At 64.4% G+C, this 25,833-nt stretch carries 21 protein-coding genes; 9 read left to right on the top strand and 12 right to left on the bottom strand.

Going from position 1 to position 25,833, the window contains the following annotated elements:
- The first annotated feature begins 82 nt into the window (after positions 1-82).
- On the top strand, positions 83-610 hold the full coding sequence (locus QFZ30_RS12030; RefSeq protein ID WP_307076472.1) for a helix-turn-helix domain-containing protein: 528 nt from the start codon (positions 83-85) through the stop codon (positions 608-610).
- Between the two features lie 166 nt (positions 611-776).
- Positions 777-1,655, top strand: coding sequence for a tyrosine-type recombinase/integrase (locus QFZ30_RS12025; protein WP_307076470.1), 879 nt, complete (start codon positions 777-779; stop codon positions 1,653-1,655).
- 119 nt (positions 1,656-1,774) lie between these two features.
- Here the strand turns inward: QFZ30_RS12025 and glnA are convergent, their stop codons facing one another.
- Positions 1,775-3,199 carry a type I glutamate--ammonia ligase gene (gene glnA, locus QFZ30_RS12020; RefSeq protein WP_307076468.1) on the bottom strand — a complete coding sequence of 475 codons (1,425 nt, stop codon included), beginning with the start codon at positions 3,197-3,199 and terminating at the stop codon, positions 1,775-1,777.
- 262 nt (positions 3,200-3,461) lie between these two features.
- Between glnA and QFZ30_RS12015 the strand changes: the two genes are divergently transcribed.
- The gene (locus QFZ30_RS12015) at positions 3,462-3,899 is read left to right on the top strand and encodes an RDD family protein (protein WP_307076466.1); all 438 of its coding nucleotides are present in this window, start codon (positions 3,462-3,464) and stop codon (positions 3,897-3,899) included.
- A gap of 36 nt (positions 3,900-3,935) precedes the next feature.
- Here the strand turns inward: QFZ30_RS12015 and QFZ30_RS12010 are convergent, their stop codons facing one another.
- From QFZ30_RS12010 to lipB, 4 genes are all read right to left on the bottom strand, one after another.
- On the bottom strand, positions 3,936-4,286 hold the full coding sequence (locus QFZ30_RS12010; protein WP_307080226.1) for a DUF3817 domain-containing protein: 351 nt from the start codon (positions 4,284-4,286) through the stop codon (positions 3,936-3,938).
- A 129-nt stretch (positions 4,287-4,415) separates the two neighbouring features.
- Positions 4,416-5,168, bottom strand: a complete 753-nt coding sequence (locus QFZ30_RS12005) for a DUF4191 domain-containing protein (RefSeq protein WP_307076464.1) — start codon at positions 5,166-5,168, stop codon at positions 4,416-4,418.
- 87 nt (positions 5,169-5,255) lie between these two features.
- Positions 5,256-6,263, bottom strand: coding sequence for a lipoyl synthase (gene lipA, locus QFZ30_RS12000; protein WP_307076462.1), 1,008 nt, complete (start codon positions 6,261-6,263; stop codon positions 5,256-5,258).
- Complete coding sequence (lipB, locus tag QFZ30_RS11995; protein WP_307076459.1) at positions 6,260-6,928, bottom strand: lipoyl(octanoyl) transferase LipB; 669 nt, start codon at positions 6,926-6,928, stop codon at positions 6,260-6,262. Before lipB ends, lipA begins: the two co-directional genes overlap by 4 nt.
- 132 nt (positions 6,929-7,060) lie before the next feature.
- On the opposite strand from lipB, the gene QFZ30_RS11990 reads away from it, so the two are divergent.
- Entirely contained in the window at positions 7,061-8,761 is a 1,701-nt protein-coding gene (locus QFZ30_RS11990) for a serine/threonine protein kinase (RefSeq protein ID WP_307076457.1), read from the top strand.
- Between the two features lie 26 nt (positions 8,762-8,787).
- Here the strand turns inward: QFZ30_RS11990 and QFZ30_RS11985 are convergent, their stop codons facing one another.
- The gene (locus QFZ30_RS11985; RefSeq protein WP_307076455.1) at positions 8,788-9,681 is read right to left on the bottom strand and encodes a TIGR01777 family oxidoreductase; all 894 of its coding nucleotides are present in this window, start codon (positions 9,679-9,681) and stop codon (positions 8,788-8,790) included.
- A 73-nt stretch (positions 9,682-9,754) separates the two neighbouring features.
- Here QFZ30_RS11985 and QFZ30_RS11980 point away from each other — a divergent pair, with 73 nt between their 5' ends.
- The gene (locus tag QFZ30_RS11980; protein WP_307076453.1) at positions 9,755-13,246 is read left to right on the top strand and encodes a S41 family peptidase; all 3,492 of its coding nucleotides are present in this window, start codon (positions 9,755-9,757) and stop codon (positions 13,244-13,246) included.
- Between the two features lie 114 nt (positions 13,247-13,360).
- Here the strand turns inward: QFZ30_RS11980 and QFZ30_RS11975 are convergent, their stop codons facing one another.
- The 5 genes from QFZ30_RS11975 to QFZ30_RS11955 all read right to left on the bottom strand — a co-directional run bounded on the left by QFZ30_RS11975 (position 13,361) and on the right by QFZ30_RS11955 (position 19,584).
- Complete coding sequence (locus tag QFZ30_RS11975) at positions 13,361-13,789, bottom strand: OsmC family protein (protein WP_307076451.1); 429 nt, start codon at positions 13,787-13,789, stop codon at positions 13,361-13,363.
- A 200-nt stretch (positions 13,790-13,989) separates the two neighbouring features.
- The gene (locus QFZ30_RS11970; RefSeq protein WP_307076450.1) at positions 13,990-14,340 is read right to left on the bottom strand and encodes a hypothetical protein; all 351 of its coding nucleotides are present in this window, start codon (positions 14,338-14,340) and stop codon (positions 13,990-13,992) included.
- A 184-nt stretch (positions 14,341-14,524) separates the two neighbouring features.
- On the bottom strand, positions 14,525-16,297 hold the full coding sequence (gene sucB, locus QFZ30_RS11965) for a 2-oxoglutarate dehydrogenase, E2 component, dihydrolipoamide succinyltransferase (protein WP_307076449.1): 1,773 nt from the start codon (positions 16,295-16,297) through the stop codon (positions 14,525-14,527).
- A 127-nt stretch (positions 16,298-16,424) separates the two neighbouring features.
- A complete protein-coding gene (gene lpdA / locus QFZ30_RS11960) occupies positions 16,425-17,807 on the bottom strand; it encodes a dihydrolipoyl dehydrogenase (RefSeq protein WP_307076446.1) in 1,383 nt (460 codons plus the stop codon).
- 250 nt (positions 17,808-18,057) lie between these two features.
- Positions 18,058-19,584: a leucyl aminopeptidase gene (locus tag QFZ30_RS11955; protein ID WP_307076444.1), complete on the bottom strand. Its 1,527-nt coding sequence runs from the start codon at positions 19,582-19,584 to the stop codon at positions 18,058-18,060.
- A 258-nt stretch (positions 19,585-19,842) separates the two neighbouring features.
- Here QFZ30_RS11955 and QFZ30_RS11950 point away from each other — a divergent pair, with 258 nt between their 5' ends.
- From QFZ30_RS11950 to QFZ30_RS11935, 4 genes are all read left to right on the top strand, one after another.
- A complete protein-coding gene (locus QFZ30_RS11950) occupies positions 19,843-20,781 on the top strand; it encodes a proteasome assembly chaperone family protein (RefSeq protein WP_307076443.1) in 939 nt (312 codons plus the stop codon).
- Between the two features lie 72 nt (positions 20,782-20,853).
- Positions 20,854-22,206 (top strand): MFS transporter, encoded by a 1,353-nt coding sequence (locus QFZ30_RS11945; protein WP_307076441.1) that lies wholly within the window; start codon positions 20,854-20,856, stop codon positions 22,204-22,206.
- Between the two features lie 83 nt (positions 22,207-22,289).
- On the top strand, positions 22,290-23,495 hold the full coding sequence (locus tag QFZ30_RS11940) for a DUF4192 family protein (protein ID WP_307076439.1): 1,206 nt from the start codon (positions 22,290-22,292) through the stop codon (positions 23,493-23,495).
- Positions 23,496-23,840: 345 nt separating this feature from the next.
- Positions 23,841-25,163, top strand: coding sequence for an RNA polymerase sigma factor (locus QFZ30_RS11935; RefSeq protein ID WP_307076437.1), 1,323 nt, complete (start codon positions 23,841-23,843; stop codon positions 25,161-25,163).
- Between the two features lie 195 nt (positions 25,164-25,358).
- Here QFZ30_RS11935 and QFZ30_RS11930 read toward each other — a convergent pair whose 3' ends face one another.
- Positions 25,359-25,580, bottom strand: a complete 222-nt coding sequence (locus tag QFZ30_RS11930) for a DUF7455 domain-containing protein (protein WP_307076435.1) — start codon at positions 25,578-25,580, stop codon at positions 25,359-25,361.
- Between the last annotated feature and the right edge of the window lie 253 nt (positions 25,581-25,833).

The raw sequence follows: 25,833 nt of genomic DNA, 5'->3' as shown, positions 1-25,833 counted from the left end.
GAGACCTTGTTCCTGACAAGAACAATCATGTGGGCCGTAGGTCATGGTTGTCAAGCGTAGGAGGAGTACGTACTCTGTTCTTGTGAAGAACATCGAAAAGAGATTGGGCGCGGTCGTTAAGTCACTTCGACAAGCGGCGGGGATGACCCAAGAGAAGCTGGCTCAACTGATGACCGCCGAAGGTCATCCGACCCGGCAAAACACCGTGGCGAAGCTTGAGGGTGGATTGCGGCCGACACCGGTGGCTGAGTTCGGTGCGCTAGCCAGGATCTTCAACTTGACCGTCCCTGAGTTTGCGGACGCCGTCTTTGCGGGTGAAAACAATGAGGCATCGAAAAGGGCGATGACCGATGAGCTGCGCGGACTTTACGCAAGCATGGACGAGCTGCGGACGAACCTTGGGTATCTCCAGGACATGATGTCGGAGGTTAGGAACGCGCTGATGGAGCGCGAGATGCGGGCCGCCCTATTGGAAGCGCATCTAGGCACGACAGAAGTGGACGGAAAAAAGTACGAGCCCCCACGTGCGGCGGAACTGGATGGCTTCGTCAAGGCGATGCTTGCCTCATCGAGAGGTGCGATTGATGGCAAGCATTCAGAAGAGGCCTGATGGCCGGTGGCGGGCCCGGTACCGCGACGACGCGGGCAAGGAGCACGCCAGGCACTTCGCTCGGCAGAAGGAAGCTAAGGCGTGGCTCGATGAGGTAACGGCTTCCGTGGTGGCTGGCACCTACGTGGATCCTAAGACCGCGCTCACCACGGTTCAGGAGTGGTCCGTGATCTGGCTGAAGGGCTACGAGAATAACCGGCCGTCAACTGTTCGCCAGGCGAAGACTCATCTAGTGCGGATCAATGCGGCCTTTGGGAGTCGTGCGTTGAAAAGCGTTCGGCCGTCAGAGGTCAAGGCGTGGACGGCGAAGCTCAGTGATGAGGGCTTGGCTGATTCCACCATTTACGCGCTTCATTCACGGATGGGTCAGCTCTTCAGCGATGCCGTGCATGACGGACTCCTTCCCAAGTCGCCGCTGAGCCGCCGAACGGCGCCCAAAGCGGGGGAGCAGCGGCCCTACGTTGCCACCACAAAACAAGTCTGGGCATTGCATGACGCTATGCCGGACGGTCTACAGCCGGCAGTGTTGCTGGCGGCGTTTGCTGGCCTGCGTGTTGCTGAGGCAGTGGCGCTGAGAGTTTCGGACGTGGATTTCATGCGCGGGATTGTCGCGCCGGCCATCCAGTATCCGGGCGTGGAACTGAAGACCAAGGAGTCCAGGACGCCGATTCCGATTCCTCAGAATCTATGCCTTGAGCTGTCGGTAAATCACACACGCTGGGGGAGCGAAACGCTGGTCACTAACGCATGGGGCCGATCCATATCTCCTCACCGGCTGGAACACTATTTCAGGGAAGCGCGGGCAACGGTCAAGGATCTTCCAGAGGGGTTCCGGTTCCATGACCTGCGGCATTATTTCGCCTCACTTCTGATTGCCCAGGGCCTAGACGTGAAAGTTGTCCAGAAGAGCCTCAGGCACTCGTCAGCGAAGACGACTCTCGACACGTACGGGCATATGTGGCCGGATAAGGAAGAATCAGCGCGGGCTGCTGTGTCTCAAGTGCTGGGGGAGCGGCTGAGCTTGCGGACTGAGCGGCTCGGCTGATCGAAGCCAGAGACAACAAAAGACCGGCCCTAGGTGGTGAAACCTGGGGCCGGTCTTTTCTGTAACCGGATTCTTGCGGACTGTCTGCGGACTAAGCCCGATTCAGCCGCGTGATCTAGCTAGACGCCGTAGTAGAGCTCGAACTCGTAGGGGTTCGGACGCAGGGACAGCGGACGGATCTCGTTCTCGTACTTGTACTCGATCCAGGTGTCGATCAGGTCCTGGGTGAACACGCCGCCAGCCTGCAGGAACTCGTTGTCCTCTTCCAGGGCGGTCAGCGCTTCCTCCAGGCTGCCCGGAGCCTTGGGAATGTCCTTGGCTTCTTCGGCCGGGAGCTCGTAGAGGTCCTTGTCGATCGGAGCCGGGGGCTCGATGCGGTTGCGGATGCCGTCGATGCCGGCCATCAGCTGGGCAGCAAACGCCAGGTACGGGTTGGACGAGGGGTCCGGAGCGCGGAACTCGATGCGCTTGGCCTTGGGGTTGGTGCCCGTGATGGGGATACGGATACCGGCGGAGCGGTTGCCCTGCGAGTAGACCATGTTGACCGGAGCTTCGAAGCCCTTGACCAGGCGGCGGTAGGAGTTCACCGTCGGGTTGGTGAAGGCCAGGACGGCGGAGGAGTGCTTGAGCAGGCCGCCGATGTACCAGCGGGCGGTGTCGGACAGGCCGGCGTAGCCCTTTTCGTCGTAGAACAGCGGCTCGCCGCCGTTCCACAGCGACTGGTGGCAGTGCATGCCCGAACCGTTGTCGGCGAAGATGGGCTTCGGCATGAAAGTCACGGACTTGCCCCAGGCGTCGGCAGTGTTCTTGACGACGTACTTGAACTTCTGCAGGTCATCAGCGGCGTGGGTCAGCGTGGTGAACTTGTAGTTGATTTCAGCCTGGCCGGCGGAGCCTACTTCGTGGTGGCTGCGCTCAACCTCAAGGCCGGCCTCGTCCAGGGCGACACACATGGCGTCGCGCAGGTCGGCCTGCTTGTCCGTGGGGGAAACCGGGAAGTAACCGCCCTTGACGGGGGTCTTGTAGCCCAGGTTTCCGCCTTCTTCTTCACGTCCTGTGTTCCAGTGTGCTTCTTCGGAGTCGATCTTGTAGAAGCTGCCCTGCGGGGAGGACTGGTACTGGACGTTGTCGAAGACGAAGAACTCGGCCTCAGGAGCGAAGAACGCGGTGTCCGCGATGCCGGTGGAGGCGAGGTATGCCTCGGCCTTCTCGGCCACACCACGGGGGTCGCGGTGGTACGGGTCCCCTGTGCGGGGGTTCACGATGGAGAAGTTCAGCGCGAGGGTCTTCTCCATGCGGAAGGTGTCCAGGAATGCGGTGGTGACATCCGGGATCAGCTGCATGTCGGATTCGGCAATGCCCTGGAAGCCGCGGATGGAGGATCCGTCGAAAAGTTGGCCGTTGACGAAGAAGTCCGCGTCAACGCTCTTGGCGGGCACGTTGAAGTGCTGCTGGACGCCCGGGAGGTCGGTGAAGCGGATATCGACGAATTTAATATCTTCGTCCTTGATGAACTTGAGGACTTCGTCCGCAGTCTTGAACATCTATGCTCCTTACGCATATGTAAATATCTGGCTGGAGAGCCATCTGATCCAGCGCAATCCGAAGGGCAGGGGAACGCAGTTTCCCTGCTCGGCGGTATTGCTTGAAACTGCTACCAGCCTATGGACGCGGCATTTCCCGTCCGTGTCCACATTGTTTCGGGCAGGTTACAGGATGCCCTGATATGGCAACGCTATCGGGTGTCCATAGTGTGGTCTAACGGGTTCCACAGTGTGAACGTTGGTGAGTCGCTAAGCTTGGACAGTGGTAGATCGCAAAGACATTGGCTCCTGGCTCACCGGACCGGATACCTCGGGTATCTCCAAATACCCGGGGGAGCGGCTGGGCCTGCCCGAGGCGGGGCCGGGCTCGATAGCCAGGGCAGGACGGCGCATTGTTGCCATCGTGATCGACTGGGGCATCGCCCTGCTGATCAGCAATTTCGCCTTTGCCGGGGACTCATGGGGCACCCTGGCCATATTCGCCGTTGAGCAGATCCTGCTGGTGGGGACGCTCGGGTACAGCATCGGACACCGCATCGCGGGCATCCACGTGGTGAAGCTTGGCGGCGGGACGGCAGGACCGCTGGCTGGTCTGGTGCGGGCCCTGCTGCTGTGCCTGGTGATCCCGGCGGTCATTTTCGATCCGGACCAGCGTGGCCTTCATGACAGGGCAATGGACACAGTCCTCATCCGGAGGTAGCCCGCCTGCCGGCGGAACCGGCATTCCGGAGACGCGCTAGACGCCAGCCGTTTCCAGGTCCTTGGCCGGATGAGCGCTCCCTGCGTCCAGGTAACGGCGTTTTCCGGCCCAGCGTTCAAAAACCAGTGTCGCGAATGGGAACACAGCCGACAACCCTGCGAACAGCGCCACGGCAAAGGGCCAGCGCTGGAGCCGCCACAAGGCCAGGGCCGCGATGGCGTAGCCCACGAACAGCGCCCCGTGCACCGGGCCGGCAATCTGCACGCCGAGCTCGCCGGTCCTGGCAATCCACTTGAAGTACATGCCTACAAGCAGCGAGGCCCAGCTGAATGCCTCGGCCACGGCCAGAATGCGGAAGGCGCGGACCACAACAGTCTTCGGGGGCATCTTCACGTGGTTCTCCGATCTTAAGCTGTGTTGCATGGCTAAATATGGCCTTGTCACGGCTGGGTCCTGCCCAGACGAAAACCGCCCCGGTACCCGGCGGGAGCCGGAACCGGGGCGGTCCCACTGGTCTTAGCGTCCGCGGTTGGGACGCGCTTTGTACGGGTCGATGCCCTTGGGGATGGGGAGGCGGGTGCCGAGCGAGGAGATCCGTTTCGAAACTGCGCTCACCTCAAGCTTGGTGAGCTCCTTGTTCAGCTTTCCCATCTTTTTGGCGACCTGGCTGATGGGGACCTGGCCCTCGCCGCGGCCGCTCTCGATCACGTGGATCGTGACGTTGGGGAGAATGCGGGCAAGGCGCTTGCGTTCGGCCTCAACCAAGGGCTTGACCCGGTGGGTGGGGCCCTCGCTGACGAGGACGACGCCGGGACGTCCGATGGCGCGGAACACGGCGTCCTGGGTGCGCGGGTTCACCGCCACTGGCTGGTCCTCGGTGATCCATCCGCGTTTGAGCGTGCCCAGGGCCGCGCCCGAGGCACCCGGCTGGTTCTCGATCTGGGCAAATGCCGCCCGTTCTGCCCGCCGGGAAAGGATCAGCGTGGCACCGAGCAGGCCCAGCGGGATGCCGATGAGCAGAGCAGTGATCCAGTTCTCAAGCAGGAAACCCACCAGGAGGCTGACCGCCACAACACCCAGGAACACCAGCAGCATCAGCCACGGGACCATCGGATCGTGGCGGCGGGTCATATTGAAGACTTCGCCGATCTGCTTTAGCCGGCTGGGCTTCTTGACCTTTGCTTCTTTTGGCTTGCGCGAGAAAAGGCCACGCTTCGGGGCGTCAGCGGCCGCAGGAGTGGTGTTGCTGGAATCAGGGGAATTCGCCATAGTTCCTTAATTCTACGTGATTTATGCCTGAGGGCCGGACGCCGGAGATCGTCCGGTGCCGGCCCTCGGGCACAACAAATGTGTCGGTCAGGAATGCGCTGCGAGCAGCGAGCTGGCTTCCTGGCGCGTGCTGCCTGAGCTCTCGATGTGGGCGAGCTGGGCAGGAATCTCCCAGCCCTTCTTCCGCATCGCAGTGGCCCACAAGCGGCCCGCACGGTAGGAGGAACGCACGAGCGGTCCGCTCATGACACCCAGGAAGCCGATCTCGGCGGCTTCCTCCTGAAGGTCCACAAATTCCTGCGGCTTCACCCAGCGGTCAACCGGGAGGTGGCGTTCGGAGGGGCGGAGGTATTGCGTGATGGTGATCAGGTCGCAGCCTGCGTCATACAGGTCGCGCAGCGCCTCGGAGATTTCTTCCCGCGTCTCGCCCATGCCCAGGATCAGGTTGGACTTGGTGACCATGCCCAGCTTCCGGCCCTGAGTGATCACGTCCAGGGAACGGTCGTACCGGAAAGCCGGACGGATCCGCTTGAAAATGCGCGGCACGGTCTCCACATTGTGGGCGAAGACCTCCGGCTTGGAGTCGCAGATGGCTTCGATGTGCTCGGGCTTGCCGGAGAAGTCGGGGATGAGGAGTTCGACGCCGGTGCCCGGGTTGAGCTCGTGGATCTTGCGGACCGTCTCGGCGTAGAGCCAGACACCCTCGTCCGCCAGGTCGTCACGGGCTACACCGGTCACCGTGGCGTAGCGCAACTGCATCGCCTGGACCGAACGGGCCACCTTGGTGGGTTCGAACATGTCCACCGGCGATGGCTTGCCGGTATCGATCTGGCAGAAGTCACAGCGCCGTGTGCACTCGGAGCCGCCGATCAGGAACGTGGCTTCCTTGTCCTCCCAGCATTCGAAGATGTTGGGGCAGCCGGCCTCCTCACACACAGTGTGGAGGCCTTCCTTCTTGACCAGGTTCTTCAGCTGGACAAATTCAGGACCCATCTGGACCTTGGCCTTGATCCAGTCCGGTTTACGCTCCACCGGGGTGGCCGCGTTGCGCTGCTCGATGCGCAGCATTTTCCGGCCTTCTGGTGCCAGTGTCACAGTAGAGCTCCTTCGGGGCTTAAAACGAGTGCTTCTTCGTGCTTGCGGAATTCTTCCACGAGCCGGTCCGCGATATCGCCCGGGGCGATGTTCTTGCCGGCTTCGATGGACATCGTGGTGACGCCGGCGTCGGTGATGCCGCAGGCGATAATCTGGGCATAAGGTGCCAGATCATTGTTGCAGTTGATGGCGATCCCGTGCATTGTGACCCCGTCCAGGACGCGGATGCCAATTGCGGCGATCTTCCGGTCCGGGCCCTTGCTGTCAGCTTTGATCCACACTCCGGCGCGTCCCTTGATGCGCTCCGCGTTGATGCCATAGTCAGCAATAACGGCGATCATGGTAGCTTCAAGCCGCTCAACGTAGTCGCGGATGCCCGCACGGTTCTTCAGCTTAAGGATCGGATAGGCGATCAGCTGACCGGGGCCGTGCCAGGTCAGCTTGCCGCCCCGGTCCACTGCCACCACGGGCGTCCCGTCCAACGGGCGCTCGTGCTCTTCTGTCAGCTTGCCGGCCGTGTAAACGGGCGCGTGTTCCAGAAGCAGGACCGTACTCGGAGCCTCGCCGGCGACGACATTGTCATGGAGTTCGCGCTGGATATCCCAGCCACGCGTATATTCGACGAAATCCGGGGCAAGACCCAGCTGTGAAAACTCAAGAGTCATGGCATCCAGCTTAGACCCCGGCCAGCGCTGCTCCTGATTAAGTGTCCAACCTCTCACCCGCCCTGATTCCTGGCCGGATGTCGCCTGTGGATAACTTCTGCGGACACTGCCGGATTCCGCTAGACATGAGTCATGGACGATTTCACTGCCCCGCAACTGCCCGGCTTTACCGTCGGACGCGAGCTGGGCCGCGGCGGGAGTTCGACGGTCTGGCTCGTCACCGAAGAACGGACAGGCCGGGACTTTGCGCTGAAATGCCTTCTGACTGGGCCGCCGCAGGACGGTCAGCCCACAGATGTCTCCGGCGAGGAGGCCATCCGCCGGGAAGTCCGGATTCTTTCGGTGCTGGACCACCAGCACCTCATCAAGGCACACGACGCCGTTCGCTTCGAGGACAGCTCAGCTGGCACAGGCGGCGGGCTGGGCCTGCTGGTGGACTATGCGCCCGGGGGTTCCCTGGAGCAGTTGGTCACCAGCCGTGGCAAGCTCAGCATCGGGGAGACGGTGACTGTGCTGACCCCCATCGCCCAGGTGCTTGGCTATCTGCACGGCAAAGGCTTCACCCACTCCGACGTCTCTCCCGGGAATGTGCTTTTCACCGGCCATGGCAAGCCAATGCTCTCGGACGTCGGCATTGCAAGGATGGTGGGGGATGCATCAACAGTGCCCGATCTCGGGACGGCCGCGTTTATGGATCCGACGCCCGTGGACGCGGTGCGCGCCGGACTCCAACCGGAGCGCGATGTCTATTCCGTTGCAGCGCTCGGGTGGTACTGCCTGACCGGGGAACCGCCCAGGCGGACCGTTGACAGGCTGCCCCTGTCCCTTCTGCTGCCCGAGGTTCCAGGCGAACTTGCCGCCGCGTTGGAGTCTGGCCTCAACGAGGACCGGCGCCTGAGGCCAACCGCCGTTGAACTGGCGACGGCGGTTTACCGCAGCGCCTCCCCGCTGCCGGTCGACCTGGCAGCATCGGTTCATGCCACGGTCATTCCTGAACTGCTCACGCGGCGCCGCCTCCCTGAGCGCTCCGGCGGTGCTGTCCGGAACAGCCTCCTGGCTGTGCGGCGGCGGATATCAACGTCACGATGGTCAGTGGCGCTCGGCGCGCACCAGGTCCTGCCCTTTCCCGATGGAGAGGAGACCCGCGCTAAGGGAGCAGGCAATCACGAACCTGATACCGACTCCGTGCACGGGAAGCATTCCCGGCGAGGAGCGCGGGCACCCGGCCCAAGACCTCGTAGCGGGCGTGCATTGGGGATCATCCGGTTGGCTGCGGCGGCCGCTACCGTTGTGGCCGCTGCCATTTGGGCCGCTGGTGCGTTTGGTCCTGCAGGGCTCTGGTCAGGCCCGGCGGCAGGGCAGGAGCCTTCATCCATCAGCTCAGAGGTGGCCGCTGCGGATTCGACTGACACCGGAATCCCGGTCCACGTCAGCGCCCAGCTGGGTTCAGCCGACCCCGTCGAAGCTGTGCAGGGGCTCGCCTGGATCCGGTCCCTGGCGTTCAGCTCAGGGCGGCTGGAACTCCTGGACCAGGTTAATGCCCCAGGCTCGGCAGCCTTTGCTGCGGATGAACAAATCAGGGGGCGGCTCCAGGAATCCGGACACGTCCTCGCCGGCTTCACCAGCACACTGTCCAACGTGCAGATCCAGCCGGGGAGTTCCGCCGGCCGGGCGGTCGTAGGGGTCACCTCGGCCACGTCGTCCTACGAGGAACAGGACCCCTCCGGGGCACTTGTGGCTGCGGGGGCGGCCGGAGAAGGGCAGGAGCTTCGGCTGGTGCTGGTCCCGGTGGACGGTCGGTGGCGCATCATGGACATCCTGCCGGGCCCATGAACTGCCCGGAACACCGGAACGCAAGGCTACTTCTTCGCGGCCACCCACGCCGCAGCCTGCGCGAGTGACGGATGTTGCCAATGGAAGCCGGCGTCAGAAAGCAGGGCGGGTTCCATGCGCTGGCTCGGCAGCAGCAGTTCGTCGGCGAGCCTTCCCATCACAAGGCGCAGCACCGGTGATGGCACCCGGAGAACGGCCGGACGGTGCAGTGCAGAAGCAAGCGCCGCCACCAGGGAGTCAACGTCTGCGCTTTCCGGAGCACACACGTTAGCAGGTCCCCGCAGCCGGGAGCTGATCAGGAAACTAAAGGCAGCAGAGGCGTCCGGGAGGGTGATCCACGGCCAGTACTGCCTGCCGTGGCCGAGCGGTCCGCCCACCCCGAGTCGCAGCAGCGGGAGCAGCCTGCCCAACGCGCCGCCCGACCGGCTCAGGACAATTCCCGTGCGCGGAGTCAACACACGTACACCGGCGGGTGCCTCGTGTGCTGCGGCTTCCCACTCAAGGCACAGCCGGGGAAGGACGCCGGTCCCGGGCGGGGCGCTTTCGGGAAGGACGGCAGCGCCGGAGTCGCCGTAGTAGCCGGAGGCCGACTGGCTGACGAATGTCCGCGGCGGATTCTCGAGCTTCTTCATCGCATCGGTCAGGGTCCGGGTAGCATCCACTCGGGAAGTGAACAGCTCATCGATCCGGCGGCGGGTCCAGTAACGGTCCCCGATGCCTGCCCCGGAGAGGTTGACCACGGCGTCGGAACCTGAGAGGGCCTGTGGATCCAGCCGTCCTGCTGCGGGATCCCAGCGGATTTCCGAAGCCGAGGCGGGCGCACGGCGGACGAGGGCAACCACATCGTGGCCGGCGCTGCGCAGCGTTGCGGACAGGTGGGTCCCGATCAGCCCGGAGGCGCCGGCGATGACGATTCGCATGATCCATCTCACCATGCCCGGGACGGCGGCGGCACCTCCCGCCAGCCTCCCGTGAGTTGACTATGATCGTACGATGACCTCTTCGAGTTACTTCCGATTCCCGCATGTACACGGCGATCTGGTCACTTTCGTGGCCGAGGACGACGTCTGGATCGCGCCGCTCAGCGGCGGCCGGGCGTGGCGTGTTTCCTCGCTTCAGCTCCCCGCGCGCAACCCGCGCTTCACCCCCGACGGCAAGCGCCTCGTCTGGACGGTCGTCCAGGGGACGGCGCCGGAGGTGGTGACGGCGGAGGTCGACGGCGGCGGGTACCGGCAGCTCACGTACTTTGGCCACAGCAGCACCCGGGTCAAGGGCTTCACCGCAAGTGGTGATGTGGTGGTGACGAGCGCGTTCCGCCAGTCTGAAAGCCGGCACACGTCCGCCTACAGCGTTCCGGTTGACGGCGGGTGGGCTGAAGAGCTCCCCTTCGGCCCGGTGGAATCTGTAGCGTTCGGACCGGAAATCGGCGACGAGCGCCCAGTGGTGCTTGGCAGCGTGCTTTCCCGCGAACCTGCCTGGTGGAAGCGTTACCGCGGCGGCACTGCGGGCAAGCTCTGGATTGACACCGACGGAAACGGTGAGTTTGAGCGCCTTGCTCCGGATTTGGACGGAAACCTCACCGACCCCATGTGGGTGGGTGGACGGATCGCTTTCCTGTCCGACCACGAAGGGTATGGAAATCTTTATTCCGTGCTGCCGGGCGGCGGCGAGCTGCGCCGGCACACCGACCACGAGGACTTCTACGTCCGGCATGCCGCCACAGACGGTCAACGGGTCATCTTCGAATCCGCGGGCGAGCTCTGGCTCCTCCACGACCTGGCCTCGGACGCCGTGCGGCTGGATATCTCGCTGGGCTCAGCCTCCCAGTCCCGGCGGCCCGCCCTCCTGAAGACCTCAAAGCACCTCGGCGCGGTGGTGCCCGATGCCAGCGGCTCTGCCAGCGCCGTGGAGGCCCACGGAACTATCCATTGGATCAGGCACAAGGACGGCCCGTCCCGCATCGTGGAGGCCACACCGGGCGTCCGGGCTCGGCTTCCCAGGCCGCTCGACGGCGGGCGCCTGGCCTACATTGCCGATCACGACGGCGTGGAGGCCCTCTACATCAGGGAGATCGCGGGGCAGCTTCCCCACGTCGGCGCCCCTGCTGACGTGCCGGCTTCCGTGACAGTTTCCCACCAAGACCCCTCGGAAGGATCGGACGTACAGCTGCCCCGGCCGGTTCCGGCGGCGGGATCCGCCGCGCTGGCCACTGCCGACGTCGTTATTCCTGTTCCTGACGACTCCCGGGCAGACGTTGCCCCGGACTCCGCAGAGTCCCCTTCAGAGGAGCAGGCGTCCGCCGCAACGACCCGCATCGCCTTCCCGAGGCCGTCGCGTACCAGCGCAATGGAAGCGAGCCCAAACGGCCGGTGGCTGGCCCTGGGTACATCCTTCGGCGACGTCTACATCGCGGACTCCACCACCGGTGAGCTTTCACTGCTGACAAGCATCGGCGAAGGCACCATCGCTGAACTGTGCTGGTCCCCGGACTCCCAGTGGCTGGCCTGGTCCGAACCAGTGACTTCCTTCGGCTCACGGTCCAGGCTCCGGCTCGTCAGCGTCACGAACCGGGATGGAGGGGTGGTTGAGGTCACCGACGGCCGCTTCTGTGACAAATCACCGAGCTTCACGCCGGACGGGAAGTTCCTGGCCTTCCTGTCGAACCGCAGCTTCGATCCGGTCTACGACGGACATTCGTTCGATCTGTCCTTTCCCAGCCCGATCAAGCCCTATCTGGTGGCACTGGCCGCTGACACGCCGTCGCCGTTCGGTCCGGCTGTTGCCCTTGACGAAGCGGAAAACGATAGCGGAAGCGATAACGGGTCCGCGGCAGATCGCTCGGCCGGCAGGACGGCGGCAGCGACAACAGTGGACGGGGAAGGGCTTGCCCACCGCGTCATCGGCGTCCCCGTTCCGCAAGGCAACTACACCTCGCTGAAGTCCACGGAGGGCGCGCTGCTATGGCTGGACTGGGCACTTTCGGGCGTCACCGGCGACGGCAAGGCCAGCCAGGATGACAAGGATGCCCGTCCCAGCCTGGTCCGGTTTGACCTGGCGCGGCGGAAAACATCAACCCTGGTGGAAGCACTGGACAGCTACCGGCTGTCGGGCGACGGCAAGAAAGTGGTGCTGATCGACGACAAGCAGGTCAGTGTTGTACCTTCCGGCGCCAAGGCGGACGAAGACTCCGGACAGCTGGTCAAGGTGGATCTGGGCCGGATCAGGGTAATGATGGACCCGCTCAGTGTCTGGGGCCAAGCCTTTGACGAAGCCTGGCGCCTGCAGCGGGACTTCTTCTGGGCAGAGGACATGGCGGGCCAGGACTGGGACTCCATCCATAAGCGGTACCGGCCCCTCGTGGACCGCCTGGGTTCCCATGATGACCTGGTGGACCTGCTGTGGGAGCTCCACGGCGAGCTCGGCACGTCACACGCCTACGTCAAGCCGGCAGCAGTCACGGAAAACGGCAGCAACGGGCAGGGCCGGCTGGGTGCGGACCTGGCGTACACCCCCGCCGGCTGGGAGATCACCCGCATCCTCGCCGGCGAATCCTCGGATCCGCTGGCAACATCACCGCTGACGCGTCCCGGCGCCGGAGCGAAGGCCGGCGACGTCCTGTTGGCTGTCGATGGGGTGCAGCTTTCCGAAACCGTGACTCCGGCGATGCAGCTGGTGGGCGCGGCGGGCTGTGCCGTGGAGCTCACGCTGCGCAACGGGCCCGGCCACGGGACAGCGGCAGGGGAGCAGCGGCGCATTGCCGTCATTCCCGTGAAGGATGAAGAGCGCCTGCGTTACCAGGAATGGGTTGCCTCCAACCGGCGGACTGTCCGTGAGGCGTCCGGAGGGAGCTTCGGGTACCTGCACATCCCCGACATGATGGCCAACGGCTGGGCACAGCTGCACCGGGACCTCGACACCGAGACTGCCCTCGACGGACTGATTGTGGACGTCCGGCGGAACCGCGGTGGACACACGTCCCAACTCGTGGCGGAGCTCATCGGCCGCAAGGTGACCGGCTGGAGCATGCCGCGCGGGGAACGCCCCCGGACCTACCCGCACCACGCCCCGCGCGGTCCCGTGATCATCCTCGCCGATGAGTTTGCCGGATCCGACGGCGACATCATCACCCAGGTGTCAAAGCTGCGGGGGATCGGGCCTGTGATCGGCACCCGCACCTGGGGCGGCGTGGTGGGCATCGATAACCGGTTCTCGCTCGCCGACGGCACGGGCGTGACCCAGCCCAGGTATGCCAACTGGTTCAGCGGCGGCGTGGGGTGGAGCGTCGAAAACTATGGTGTGGACCCGGATATCGAGGTGACTTACCCTCCACACGCCTACGCCGCAGGCAGGGATCCCCAGCTGGAATACGGGATCGGCGCGCTCAAGGAAATGATCCAGGAGCTGCCCACCGACAGGCCGCCGGCCCGTGAGGGCTACCGGCGTCTGCGGCCCGATCCGCTTCCGGCCCGCCGGCACGGCGACTGACCATAAGGAGAGAAGGCCCCGCCTGCTCCCGGAGAATCCGGGAGCAGGCGGGGCCTTCTCATGTGCCGCGGGCCTTCTTACTTGCTGCAGCGCCTGCGGTGTTGCTTCCCGGGGTCAGGACTCCAGGGTGGCGTCCAGTGTGATGTCGATGCTCGCCAGGGCTCCGGAGACGGGGCAGCCAACCTTGGCTTCCCCGGCAATCTTCTGGAATTCCTCTTCGGAAATGCCGGGAATGCGGGCGCTCACGGTCAGGTGGCTGCCGGTAATGCCGGTGCCTGGCTTGAACGTAACGTCAGCCTTGGTGTTCACTTCCTCGGGGGCATGCCCGGCCTGGGCGAGCATGTTGCTGAAGGCCATGGAGAAGCAGCTGGCGTGTGCTGCGGCGATCAGCTCTTCCGGGCTGGTCTTGCCCTCGGCAGCTTCGGTGCGTGCCTTCCAGGTGACGTCGAATGTGCCGAGGCCTGAGCTGTCCAGTGTGGTCTTGCCGGAACCTTCCATGAGGTCGCCGTTCCATACTGTGTGTGCGGTGCGTGTTGCTGCCATGTCCACTCCTCAATGTTGCTTCAAAGGTTGATTCAAACCGGGGCAGACTGTTGCCTGGTCCCGTCCGTTTCCAATCCTAGGGAGTCGGCCCGACGCATGCACGGGATGTCCGCTCTCAGTGGATTGTGACCGGGTAGGAACGCCGACGGCGCCGCTCCGGGAGGGGAACGGCGCCGTCGTATTGCCCGGTGTTGCAGCGATCAGTTCCAGAGCGTGGCGATTGCCACGTTGAGGAGGGCGAGCCCGCCGACGCTGTGTGCGAGGCCCTTGCTGATGGGTTCGCCCTTCTTGTACTTGCGGCTGCCGATGAAGGCCAGCACACCTACGGCCAGGGCGATGGCGAACTTGATCCCCAGCTTGACGTAGTTGGCGTCCATATCCAGGGCAGGGATCAGGCCCATCATGACAACGCCCGTGAGGAGTTGGAGGGCTGCGCCGTCGAACTGCCGGGGGTGGACGGTGGGCTTCTTCATGTTGCCGATCCAGATGCCCACGATCATGGCGGCGCCGACGATGTGAAGGAAGACCATGACGTTATAGACGATGTTCATGGCACCAGTGTAGCCAGACCTTCTACGCCATGTAGTAAGGCAAGCCGCGACTCCCCGTGTGTCGCTGTGTCACGAGTTTTTGTCCAAGAGTTGGGTGTGCGGCTCCCTTTAAAGTACGACGGCGGTGCTGGCTTTCCGGAGGTTTCCCACCGGTGCCTGCACCGCCGTCGTTCGTTGGAGACTGTTACAGCCCCAGGTCAGCTTCGAAGGCGCCTTCCTCAAGGCGGGCCTTCAGCGTCTGCAGGAAGCGTCCTGCATCGGCGCCGTCCACCAGGCGGTGGTCGTACGTCAGGGACAGGTACATCATCGAGCGGATGGCCAAGGAATCATCACCGTTCTCGTCGGCGACAACCACTGCGCGCTTGACGATGGAGCCGGTGCCCAGAATTCCCACCTGCGGCTGGTTGATGATCGGGGTGTCGAACAATGCGCCGACGGATCCGATGTTGGTGATGCTGAACGTTCCGCCGGACAGTTCATCCGGACCGATCTTGCCGTCGCGGGTGCGGCCGGCAACGTCCGCGATCTTCCCGGCCAGGCCAGCCAGGTTGAGGTTACCGGCATCGGAAACGACCGGAACCAGGAGACCCTTGTCCGTGTCCACGGCGATCGCCAGGTGCTCGGCGTTGTGGTACGTGATCTCCTGCTTGTCTTCGTCGTAGGCGGCGTTGAGCTTCGGGTGCTGCTTGAGTGCCTCGGCGACGGCCTTGGCAATGAAAGGCAGGAAGGTGAGCTTGACACCGTTCTGGGCCTGGAACGAGTTCTTGGCCTTGAGGCGCAGCTTGGCGATTTTGGTCATATCGACCTCGTGCACCTGCGTCAGCTGGGTGGAGACCTCAAGCGACTCGCGCATGCGGCGGGCGATGACCTGGCGGATACGCGGTGCCTTCTGCACGGTGCCGCGCAGGGAGGAAGCGGCCGGACCGGCGGCTGGTGCCGGGGCTGCCGCTGCGGCAGGAGCCGCCGCAGCTGCCGCTGCCGGGGCAGCGTTAGCTTCTGCTGCGGCCAGAACGTCCTGCTTGCGGATACGGCCACCGACGCCGGTGCCGGTCAGGGAGGAGATGTCCACACCCTGCTGATTGGCCAGCTTGCGGACCAGCGGGGTGACGTAGCCGGATTCGCCGCCATTTGCCGGCTGTGCAGCAGCTGCAGGCTCTGCAGCGGGCTGTGCTGCTGCGGGCGCGGGGGCTTCTGCCTTGGGGGCCTCAGCCTTGGGAGCTTCGGCGGGGGCCGGAGCGGCTGCCGGTGCTTCGGTCTTCTGCTCGGCTGCGGGGGCGGGCTGGGCGGGTGCGGGCTCGGCCGCAGGGGCAGCGGCACCGGAACCAATGACAGCGAGAACAGAGCCAACCTCGGCCGTTTCGTCCTCGTTGACGCGGATTTCCTGGAGCGTTCCGGCCACAGGAGAGGGGATCTCGGTGTCTACCTTGTCGGTGGATACCTCAAGCAGCGGCTCATCCACTTCAACGCTGTCGCCCACGGCCTTGAGCCAGCGGGTGACAGTGCCTTCGGTGACGCTTTCGCCGAGAGCCGGCAGGGTGACATCGTGGCTTTCGCCGCCGGACGCTGCAGGTGCCGGTGCGGCCTCTGCCTGCGGTCCGGACTCTTCCTGCGGGGCGGGGGCTTCAGCGGCGGGGGCCTCCTCGGCAGGAGCCTCTGCTGCCGGAGCGGCGGGGGCTTCTTCGGCCGGCGCTGCTGCTTCAGGAGCTGAACCGCCGCCGGAGCCGTCGCCGATGCGGACCAGGGGAGCGCCAACTTCGGCGGTCTCGTCTTCGGCAACGAGGATTTCCTCGATGACGCCGGCTATCGGAGAGGGGATTTCGGTGTCTACTTTGTCGGTGGAAACCTCGAGCAGCGGTTCGTCCACCTCTACCCGGTCACCTACCTGCTTGAGCCAGCGGGTGACGGTTCCTTCGGTGACGCTCTCACCGAGGGCGGGCAAGTTAACGGATTCAGACATGTCGTCCCCGTTCTCCTTATTGATCTTTAGTGCGGATGATTGCTGCCTTGTTTGAGCTTAGTGCACCCGGCAGATCGTGCCGGGTGCACCAAACTCTGATGTCTTGCGGTGCTGCTGGGGGCGGTAATTAGCCGTGGAGCGGCTTGCCCGCGAGTGCCAGGTGGGCTTCGCCCATGGCCTCGTTCTGCGTGGGGTGCGCGTGGACCAGCTGGGCCACGTCCTCCGGGTAGGCTTCCCAGTTCACAATGAGCTGTGCCTCACCGATCTGCTCGCCCATACGGGAACCGATCATGTGGACGCCCACGACGGGGCCGTCCTTCTGGCGGACCAGCTTGACCAAGCCGCCAGTGCCCAGGATGGAGCTCTTGCCGTTGCCGGCGAGGTTGTATTCCTGGATCTGGACCTGGTCGTCGCCGAACTTTTCCTTGGCGGCTTTCTCGGTGTAGCCCACGGTTGCGATTTCAGGCTCGCAGTACGTGACCTTGGGGATGTTGACGTCCTCGACGATGACGGGCTTGAGGCCGGCGATCTCTTCGGCAACAAAAATGCCCTGCTGGTAGCCGCGGTGCGCCAGCTGCACGCCCGGAACGATGTCGCCCACGGCGTAGACGTTGCCCACGCCGGTGTGCAGGCGCTCGTTGGTGATGACGAAGCCGCGGTCGATGGTGACACCGGCCTCTTCGTAGCCGAGGTTGGCGGTGACGGGACCGCGGCCCACGGCGACGAGGAGGAGTTCGGCGTCGAACGTCTGCCCGTCCACCAGGGTGACCTTGACTCCGGTGTCGTTCTGCTCGACGCCCTGGAAGAAGATGCCGGTGGAGAACTTGATGCCGCGCTTCTTGAAGGCGCGCTCGAGGTTCTTCACGATTGCCGTGTCCTCGTTGGGAACCAGGGACGGCAGGCCCTCGATGATGGTGACGTCCACGCCGAAGGACTTCCACACCGAAGCGAATTCGACGCCGATGACCCCGCCGCCGAGCACGATGGCGCTCTTGGGGATGTAGTCCATGGTGAGGGCCTCGTCGGAGGTGATGACGCGTCCGCCGATTTCCAGGCCCGGAAGGGAGCGGGAGTAGGAGCCGGTGGCGAGGACGATGTTCTTGCCCTTGTAGGCGGTGCCGTTTACCACAACGGTGTCGGTGCCCTGGAGCTTGCCTTCACCTTCAATGACGGTGATGCCCTTGGATTTGATGAGGCCCTGGAGGCCCTTGAACTTACCTGCGACGATGCCGTCTTTGTAGGCGTTGACGGCGTTGATGTCGATGCCGTCCAGTGTGACGTTCACGCCATACTTGGCGGAGTCACGGGCATGGTCGGCCAGCTCGGCCGAGTGGAGCAGTGCTTTGGTGGGGATACAGCCGTTGTGGAGGCAGGTGCCACCGAGCTTGCCCTTCTCCACGAGGCCCACGGTGAAGCCAAGCTGAACGGCCCGCAGGGCGGTAGCGTATCCGCCGCTGCCGCCACCGAGTACCAGGATGTCGAATTCTTGCGCAGTTGCCTGATCGGCCACTTAAACGCTCCCTCGCGTGAACGATGACGCGAGCGTACGCATCATCTGGTCTTGGAACTTGTACTGCCGAGATTATGCCAGCAGGCAGGTTCTCTTTCATTTGTGACTACCGTGGTTCACCTTAGCGAACCACTTATCTATGCTCCACCTTGCAACCATGATTGTGGAGCGCTTGTGTCCAGTGTCACGCGGCTTTGTGTCCAAGGGATCATTGGTGTGTCACAAAGCCGCATGCCACTCGACAAACAGGTCAGGCGGCAGCGGCCAGGATGTCTTCCACATAGGCAACCAGCGTGCGCACGGTGCAGCCCGTGCCCTGTTTGTGGGTATAGCCATAGGGGCTTCCGTTGTTGAATGACGGGCCGGCGATGTCGATGTGGGCCCAAGGAATCGGTTCTCCGTCCTTGCCCTTGCCCACAAACTCGCGCAGGAAGACAGCGGCGGTCATCATGCCGCCGTGGCGTTCTCCAATGTTGGCCAGATCCGCCACCTGGGAGTCGAGGCTCGGCCGCAGTTCCTCCGGCAGCGGCATGGGCCAGACCAGCTCGCCGGCCCGGTCCGCAGCGGCCTTGAGCGGGCCCGTGACACTGTCCGCTCCCATCACGCCGGCGGTCCGGTTACCGAGGGCAATGAGCTGCGCTCCGGTGAGGGTGGCGACGTCGATGATGGCGTCCGGGTATTCCTGGCTCGCCGCCACGATGCCGTCGGCCATGACCAGCCGTCCTTCGGCGTCGGTGTTCAGGACCTCAACGGTCTTGCCGCCGAACATCGTGAGGACATCTGCGGGCCTGGAAGCGGCACCGGAGGGCATGTTTTCAGCGATGCAGAGCCAGGCGGTCGCCTTGACCGGCAGGCCAAGGCCTGCGAGCGCCAGCACGGTGTTAAGTACGACGGCGGCCCCCGCCATGTCGCTCTTCATGTCACCCATGCCGAGGGCCGGCTTGATGGAGATGCCGCCGGTGTCGAAGGTGATGCCCTTGCCCACCAAGGCAATCTTCGCCGTCGCCTTCGCGGGGGAGTACTCCACTTTGACGAGGCGCGGCTGGCGGGTGGACCCCTTGCCCACGCCCATGATGCCGCCGAAGCCTTCCTTCTCGAGGCGCTTTTCGTCCCACACCGTCACCTTGACAGGCAGGCCCTTGGACAGCTCCTTGGCGGCTTCGGCGAATGTTTCCGGGTAGAGGTGGCTTGGCGGCTGGTTGACCAGCGACCGCGTTGCGTTCACGGCTTTGCCGAGCAGGCCCGCGCGGGTCAGGACGGAACGGACTTCCTTGTCCCCGGCAACATCCGTATAGATGACGGCATTGGCGACAGGGTCCTTCAGGCCGTCCTTGGAAGAGCGGTGCTCCGTGAAGGCGTAGGATCCCAGGGCCGCGCCTTCGGCGACGGCCGCGACGTCGGCGATTCCCGCCGTCGGAAGCGCAATGACAACGGTGGAGAGGCCGGCAAGCTGGCGGACCGCGGAACCGGCCGCGCGGCGGAGCGCCTCTTCGGAAAGCGGACGGCCTGCACCCACCTTGCCCACGCCCACCAGGACCAGCACGCCGGCCCCAGTTTCCGGGAGGCCGGGGAGCCGCACGATCTGGTCCGCGGCTCCCGTGACCCCAAGAACCTTCAGGGAATCGGCCAGGGCCTCCGCGGACTTCGCCGTCAGCGGGTTGTCGAGGAGGACAGGACCGTCCGGTCCCTGTCCCACGCCGATGACCACGGCGTCACTGGGAACCTTCTTCAGGTCCCGCGCGAGGGTACTAAGGTTGATTTCAGTATTCTTGACCACGGAGTCAGTCCTCAATTCTCGAAAGATTGTTCAGGCAGGAATGCATGTTTGGCGCTCTGCCATGGATACCCGGCTGCCATCGGCATGGGACAGCGGCCCGGTGTGTGCGAAGCCCGTCTCAGGCCAGTTCCGATCGTAGCCGGTATGTGCCGTGGCGTCGGAATCTCCTGAGACCTGCGACACATCATCCGGCGGAATGCCCCGGTGCCCCCCGGTGTTGTAAGAGGTAACCACCCGAACCCACGAAAGGAACGTGCCGTGCTTGAACGGATTTCCGGCTCGCTGCTGGATCCCGATGCGCTCTATGCGAGCAACATCGAGCTGTTCCACAGCCCGGCGCTCCGCGGCCTGAACCTGGTGATGGGGTTCACCGGGTTTGCGGACGCCGGCCATGTGGTCAAACAGATCAATACGGAGCTGCTGGACACCCTCGACGCCGAGCCGGTGGCGGTGTTCGACGCCGACCAGCTGATCGACTACCGGTCCCGGAGGCCCCACGTCTCCTTTGTCGAGGACCATCTGCAGGACTACCAGGCGCCGAAGCTGGCACTGTACCGGCTGACAGACGGTCTGGGCAGTCCCTTCCTCCTGCTGGCGGGCTTTGAACCGGACCTTCAGTGGGAACGGTTTGCCCGGGCCGTCGTGGGCATCGTGGAAAAGCTGGACGTAAACCTGGTGACCTGGATCCATTCCATCCCCATGCCTGTACCGCACACCCGCCCCGTAGGCGTTACCGTGCATGGCAACCGGCCCGAGCTGATCGAGGGGATCTCCGTCTGGAAGCCGACCGTCGAGGTTCCGGCGGCAGTAGGCCACATCCTGGAGCTGCGGCTGATGGAAGCCGGGCGCAACGTCGCGGGCTACGTGATCCACGTTCCGCACTACCTCGCAGAAGCGGAGTACCCCACCGCGGCAGTGGCCGGCCTCGAATACCTGGGCGCGGCCACCTCACTGATGCTGCCCGCCGACAGGCTCCGGGAAGCAGGCAGGGAAGTGGGCCGCCAGATCGCCGAGCAGATTGACGCCTCCACAGATGTGCAGCAGGTGGTGTCCCGCCTCGAGTCGCGCTATGACGAGAAGGCTGAAGGCACCGTCCGCCGGTCCCTCCTTGCGGATGAAAACGACCAACTGCCGAACGGGGATGTGCTGGGGGCAGCCGTCGAGGCCTACCTTGCCAGGGAGAACCCTGCCCAGTAGCCCGCCGCCGTCTGCTGTCCGCCGTGGCGGCCGGCTTCCGGTGCCGCTGCCCGGCCCGGGCATAATAAGGGAGTGACTGCACCCCGAGCCTGGCTGATCTGGACCATCGGAATTTTTGCCTATCTGGTGGCCGTATCGCAGCGCACCTCCTTCGGTGTGGTAGGGATTGAAGCCACTGAACGGTTCCATGCCGGTGCGTCAGCGATCTCCTTCTTCACGGTGCTGCAGCTCCTGGTTTACGCCGGGCTGCAGATCCCGGTGGGCCTCCTGGTGGACCGCTTCGGCTCAAGGGCCATGATTGCCGGCGGTGCTGTCCTGATGGGGCTTGGCCAGCTCCAGCTGGCCTTTGCGGACAGCATTCCCGGTGGCGTTGCCGGGCGCGTGCTCGTGGGTGCCGGAGATGCCATGACATTCATCTCGGTGATCCGCCTGATCCCGCTGTGGTTTGCCCCTGCCCGAGTGCCGCTGGTCACCCAGCTGACAGGCATGTCCGGCCAGCTGGGGCAGCTTTTCAGCGTGGTTCCCTTCGCCTTTGTCCTTCATTCCTCCGGTTGGACCCCGGCGTTCCTGATGCTGGCCGGCATGTCGGGACTCGCCCTCGTACTGGTCCTGGTGCTCCTGCAGGACGTCCCGCCCGGCACGCCCCGGCCGCAGGCACACCAGGGTCTTCGTGCCACCGGCGCATCGCTCGCGAGGGCCTGGCGCCAGCCGGGCACCAGGCTGGGACTCTGGAGCCACTTCACCATCCAGTTCAGTGGCACCGTGTTTGCCATGACCTGGGGCTACCCGTTCCTGATTTCCGCCCAGGGCCTTGACGCTGGAACCGTGGCGGGCCTGATGGCGCTGTACGTGGCCGCGGCCATGGCCGTAGGCCCGTTCATCGGCCGGTTTGTGTCTCGGCACCCGCTCCGCAGGTCCACCATGGTCCTGCTCATTGCCGCCGCCACCGCCGCCGCCTGGGCCGCAGTCCTGCTCACGCCGGGCCGTTCCCCGCTGTGGCTCCTGGCCGGCCTGGTGGTGGTGCTGGCCATCGGGGGGCCCGGGTCAATGATCGGCTTCGACTTCGCGCGTACGTTCAATCCCGCGCACAGGATCGGCACGGCAACCGGGATCGTCAACGTGGGCGGATTTATCGCTGCCCTCGTGGCGATTTTCCTGATCGGGCTGGTCCTGGACATCCTGCACGCGAGCGGGTTCTCCAACGGAGCCCTGTACGGCCTGGAACCGTTCCGCATCGCTCTCAGCGTCCACTTCCTGCTGCTCGGGTTCGGCGTGGCCGCCATGCTCGTCTGCCGGCGGAAAGTGCGGCGGCAGATGGCCGCGCAGGGTATCCATGTCCCGCCGCTCCTCCGTACCCTTGCCGAGCAGAGGCGGGCGAGCCTGGCGCAGCGCCGCCAGGGGTCCCGGCCCCCCGCGGACGACTGACACCTTCCCTCCACAGCCCCTGGTTGTACACATGGCGGACGCGGGGCCTTCAGTTGAGCCGGAGGGGTGCCAAAGCTGGAGTCATGACACCTCCAGAGCATCTGACAGTCCAAGGCCCTGAAGACATCCTTGGGTTCATTCCACATTCCCTGGGGTATTGGCCGGCGGACAGTCTGGTGGCCATGACCCTGCAGGGCAGGCGGCTGGGCGCAACCCTCCGGCTGGACCTGCCCGGACCTGAGACGCTCGCGGATCCCCGGGACTACGCCCGCACCGTGCGCGATTACCTCCGGGCGGACCAGCACGCTGACGCTGCCCTCTTGGTGTTCTTCACCAATGACGGCTGGATGGATCTGCCCCAGACCTATACCGGGCTGCTGGCCGCACTGCAGGCCGCCCTGGGCACGTCGGGGATGCCGGTCCGCGACGCCTGGTACGTGGGGGATACGTACTGGCGTGACGCCTACTGCAGCGACCGCTCCTGCTGCCCGTTGCCGGGGCGGCCCGTCGAGGACATCCGGGACAGCAGGCTCAACGCTGAGATGGTGTTCCGCGGCAGCAGCGTGGGCCCGCCGCCGGACGGCGGTACCCAGCCTCAAGGCTCCATTTCAGTCGAGGACCGGGCCGCAATGCAGGCAGCGGAAGCTGCCTGGTCCGTCCAACTGGAGATCCGGCGGGGAAGCAGGGTGCAGTTCGATGCGCTCCTCGGGTTCTGGGAGGGGCTTCTGGGCTCCTGGACCGGTGATGCTTTGCCCGAAGACCAGCAGGCATTCCTTCGTGCCTCGCTCCGGGTCCCGGCGTGGCGGGACGCTGTCCTGGTGATGGCGGCAGCCGGCATGCGGACGGCGCAGTCCGGCGCCGAACAGTTCGGGATTTTCGACGCCGGGTGCCGGCTTGCGCCGGTTGGCCCGGGAGTACCGGAAACCTTGCCCGGGCCCGGTGCGGCCTCCGCTGGCGCCCCGGGCGTGCCCGGATACGGCGAGGTCCTCCTGGGTTTGGAGCCGGTCCTGCCTGACTGGCGCAGGCTGGACGGCCTGGACCGGATTTTGGAGCAGTTGTCGGCGTGCGGCGGCCAGGCCGGCGCCGCTGCCCTGACCGGACGGGGGTGGATTGCCTGGTGCCGTGGGCGGGGGTCGTATGCTGCGGCCTACCTCGGACAGGCATTGGAGGAGGAAGAGGGGTACCGGCTGGCGGAACTTATGCTCGAACTGGTGCGGCGGGGAACGCTGTGCGGATGGGCGGGGCGGAAGGAAGCCGCCTGGCAAAAGTTCGGACCGGAGGCCGCCTAGGGTCTGGACACCGGCCACAACGACGCCACACAGTGGCGGTCAAGGACCGGCGAAGGCGGCGGACCTCGTCCCCTGTGTGCTTCTCGTGCTGCAATCCCGCAGTGGGGTTCTTCCTTGAGGCCCTGTTTGGGAAAACCATGAGACAATAGATGCCGAGACCCGGTTGGGTCCGTGGATCAAGTGCATGTATTGACGCCCTTTACGGGAACATTACAGCCGCCCCGGCAGTTCTAGTTGTAGACTCTGCCGGCCGTGGTTGCACCTGATGTTCATCACGGACTTGACAGGGTCATAGTGGTGTTGCCCGTATGGTGATTCCACAGACCGCCGCTAGAAAGGTTTTCTGTGACCCCGTCTTCCGCGAAGAAGGAACCCGCCGCCCAGGACGACTTGTCCCCTGAGGAGAAGCAGGCTGCAACAAACGCCAAGCGAGCAGCCACCCGGGCAGCCAACAAGGCTGTCAAGGATGCCGCCGGTGATACCGATGTCGATGGCAAGCCTGAACCCAAGAGGCGCGGGCCCAAGCCCGGCGCCAAAGCCGCTGCCGAAGCCGCCGGAAAGTCCGCACGCGGAGACTCCGACGACGAGGATGACGTCGAAGAAGACCTTGACGACATCATCCTTGAAGGTGCGGAAGCCGGCGACGACGGCGAGATCAACGCCGCCAAGGCCGCGTCGGCAGCCACCGGCAAGGGATTTGTCTACTCGGACGCCGACGACGACGACGCCCCCGTCCAGCAGGTCATGTCCGCCGGAGCCACCGCCGACCCCGTCAAGGACTACCTGAAGCAGATCGGCAAGGTTGCGCTGCTCAACGCCGAGCAGGAAGTGGACCTCGCGCTCCGGATTGAAGCCGGCCTCTTCGCCGAAGAGAAGATCAACGCGGACGACGGCTCCATGGATCCGAAATTCAAGCGCGAGCTTGAATTCGTCATCCACGACGGCAAACGCGCCAAGAACCACCTGCTCGAAGCGAACCTTCGCCTGGTGGTCTCCCTGGCAAAGCGCTACACCGGCCGCGGCATGCTGTTCCTGGACCTCATCCAGGAAGGCAACCTGGGCCTCATCCGCGCCGTGGAGAAGTTTGACTACACCAAGGGCTTCAAGTTTTCCACTTACGCCACGTGGTGGATCCGCCAGGCCATCACCCGAGCCATGGCTGACCAGGCGCGCACCATCCGCATCCCGGTCCACATGGTTGAAGTGATCAACAAGCTGGCACGTGTACAGCGCCAGATGCTCCAGGACCTCGGCCGCGAACCCACGCCCGAAGAGCTGGCGCTGGAACTGGACATGACCCCGGAGAAGGTGGTGGAGGTCCAGAAGTACGGCCGCGAACCGATTTCACTCCACACCCCTCTTGGCGAGGACGGCGACTCCGAGTTCGGCGACCTCATCGAGGATTCCGAGGCCGTGGTTCCTGCCGACGCCGTCAGCTTCACGCTGCTCCAGGAGCAACTGCACTCCGTGCTGGACACGCTCTCTGAGCGCGAAGCCGGCGTGGTGGCCATGCGGTTCGGCCTCACCGACGGACAGCCTAAGACTTTAGACGAAATAGGCAAGGTCTACGGCGTCACGCGTGAACGCATCCGCCAGATCGAATCCAAGACAATGTCCAAGCTCCGCCACCCATCGCGGTCGCAGGTGCTGCGGGACTACCTGGACTAGGGACGGCACCAAGCAACGCGGTGGCCACTTCGGGCCCAGGATCCCGGATCCAACGGCACCAAGTGCCCCGCGTTGCTTTGTTCAGGCAGTTGCTTTGTTCGGGCAGTTGCTTTGTATCGGGCAGGAAAACCCGCATCGGATCAAAAAAAAATCAGGACCCCTCCAACGGAGGGGTCCTGATACGTTCCCGGTGGCCTAATCGACTGCTACCGGCGCCTTCTCATGAAGCCGGCCCGTCTCATCGTGCCAGTCGGAGCTCAAGGGCTTGAGCTTTGCCTCGACTGCACGGGCGTGGTGGCCGCAGAAGAGCAGCTCACCGCCGGAGGACTCAAGAACAACACGGACATATGCTTGTGCTCCGCAACGATCGCACCGGTCCAGTGCGTTGAGTGTGCGGTCCGCAACTGCTGTTGTCATTTCGGCCTCCTTAGTAGATCTGTCCCTCTATATAACCAGTATTCGTATCAAATACATCGCAAGGATGGCGCAAGTTCGCTGTCCGCGTATCTACAAGAATTGATCAAGGCCCCCGGACGGCATCACAGAAATATAACGGGTGGCCTCGCCCACAGCCGTTACGACGTGTGGCAGGCGGGTGTCCAATGGATGGCCGACTACCCTAGGAAGAGCGCCTCTAGCACCAGCCGTTCCGTCCCTGAAGGAGTTCACC

It is taken from the genome of Arthrobacter pascens, assembly GCF_030815585.1.
Taxonomy (GTDB): domain Bacteria; phylum Actinomycetota; class Actinomycetes; order Actinomycetales; family Micrococcaceae; genus Arthrobacter; species Arthrobacter pascens_A.
The sequence above is the reverse complement of the archived record's forward strand: the minus strand, read 5'-3'. Positions and strand labels throughout refer to the sequence as shown.

Bases quoted from the DNA above. Each gene is read 5' to 3' on its own strand.
- QFZ30_RS11975 (WP_307076451.1), bottom strand. From the start codon at position 13,789: ATGGCAGCAACACGCACCGCACACACAGTATGGAACGGCGACCTCATG.
- sucB (WP_307076449.1), bottom strand. From the start codon at position 16,297: ATGTCTGAATCCGTTAACTTGCCCGCCCTCGGTGAGAGCGTCACCGAA.
- QFZ30_RS11970 (WP_307076450.1), bottom strand. From the start codon at position 14,340: ATGAACATCGTCTATAACGTCATGGTCTTCCTTCACATCGTCGGCGCC.
- QFZ30_RS11980 (WP_307076453.1), top strand. From the start codon at position 9,755: ATGACCTCTTCGAGTTACTTCCGATTCCCGCATGTACACGGCGATCTG.
- QFZ30_RS12010 (WP_307080226.1), bottom strand. From the start codon at position 4,286: ATGCCCCCGAAGACTGTTGTGGTCCGCGCCTTCCGCATTCTGGCCGTG.
- glnA (WP_307076468.1), bottom strand. From the start codon at position 3,199: ATGTTCAAGACTGCGGACGAAGTCCTCAAGTTCATCAAGGACGAAGAT.
- QFZ30_RS11990 (WP_307076457.1), top strand. From the start codon at position 7,061: ATGGACGATTTCACTGCCCCGCAACTGCCCGGCTTTACCGTCGGACGC.
- lipB (WP_307076459.1), bottom strand. From the start codon at position 6,928: ATGACTCTTGAGTTTTCACAGCTGGGTCTTGCCCCGGATTTCGTCGAA.
- QFZ30_RS11940 (WP_307076439.1), top strand. From the start codon at position 22,290: ATGACACCTCCAGAGCATCTGACAGTCCAAGGCCCTGAAGACATCCTT.
- QFZ30_RS11930 (WP_307076435.1), bottom strand. From the start codon at position 25,580: ATGACAACAGCAGTTGCGGACCGCACACTCAACGCACTGGACCGGTGC.
- QFZ30_RS11985 (WP_307076455.1), bottom strand. From the start codon at position 9,681: ATGCGAATCGTCATCGCCGGCGCCTCCGGGCTGATCGGGACCCACCTG.
- QFZ30_RS12005 (WP_307076464.1), bottom strand. From the start codon at position 5,168: ATGGCGAATTCCCCTGATTCCAGCAACACCACTCCTGCGGCCGCTGAC.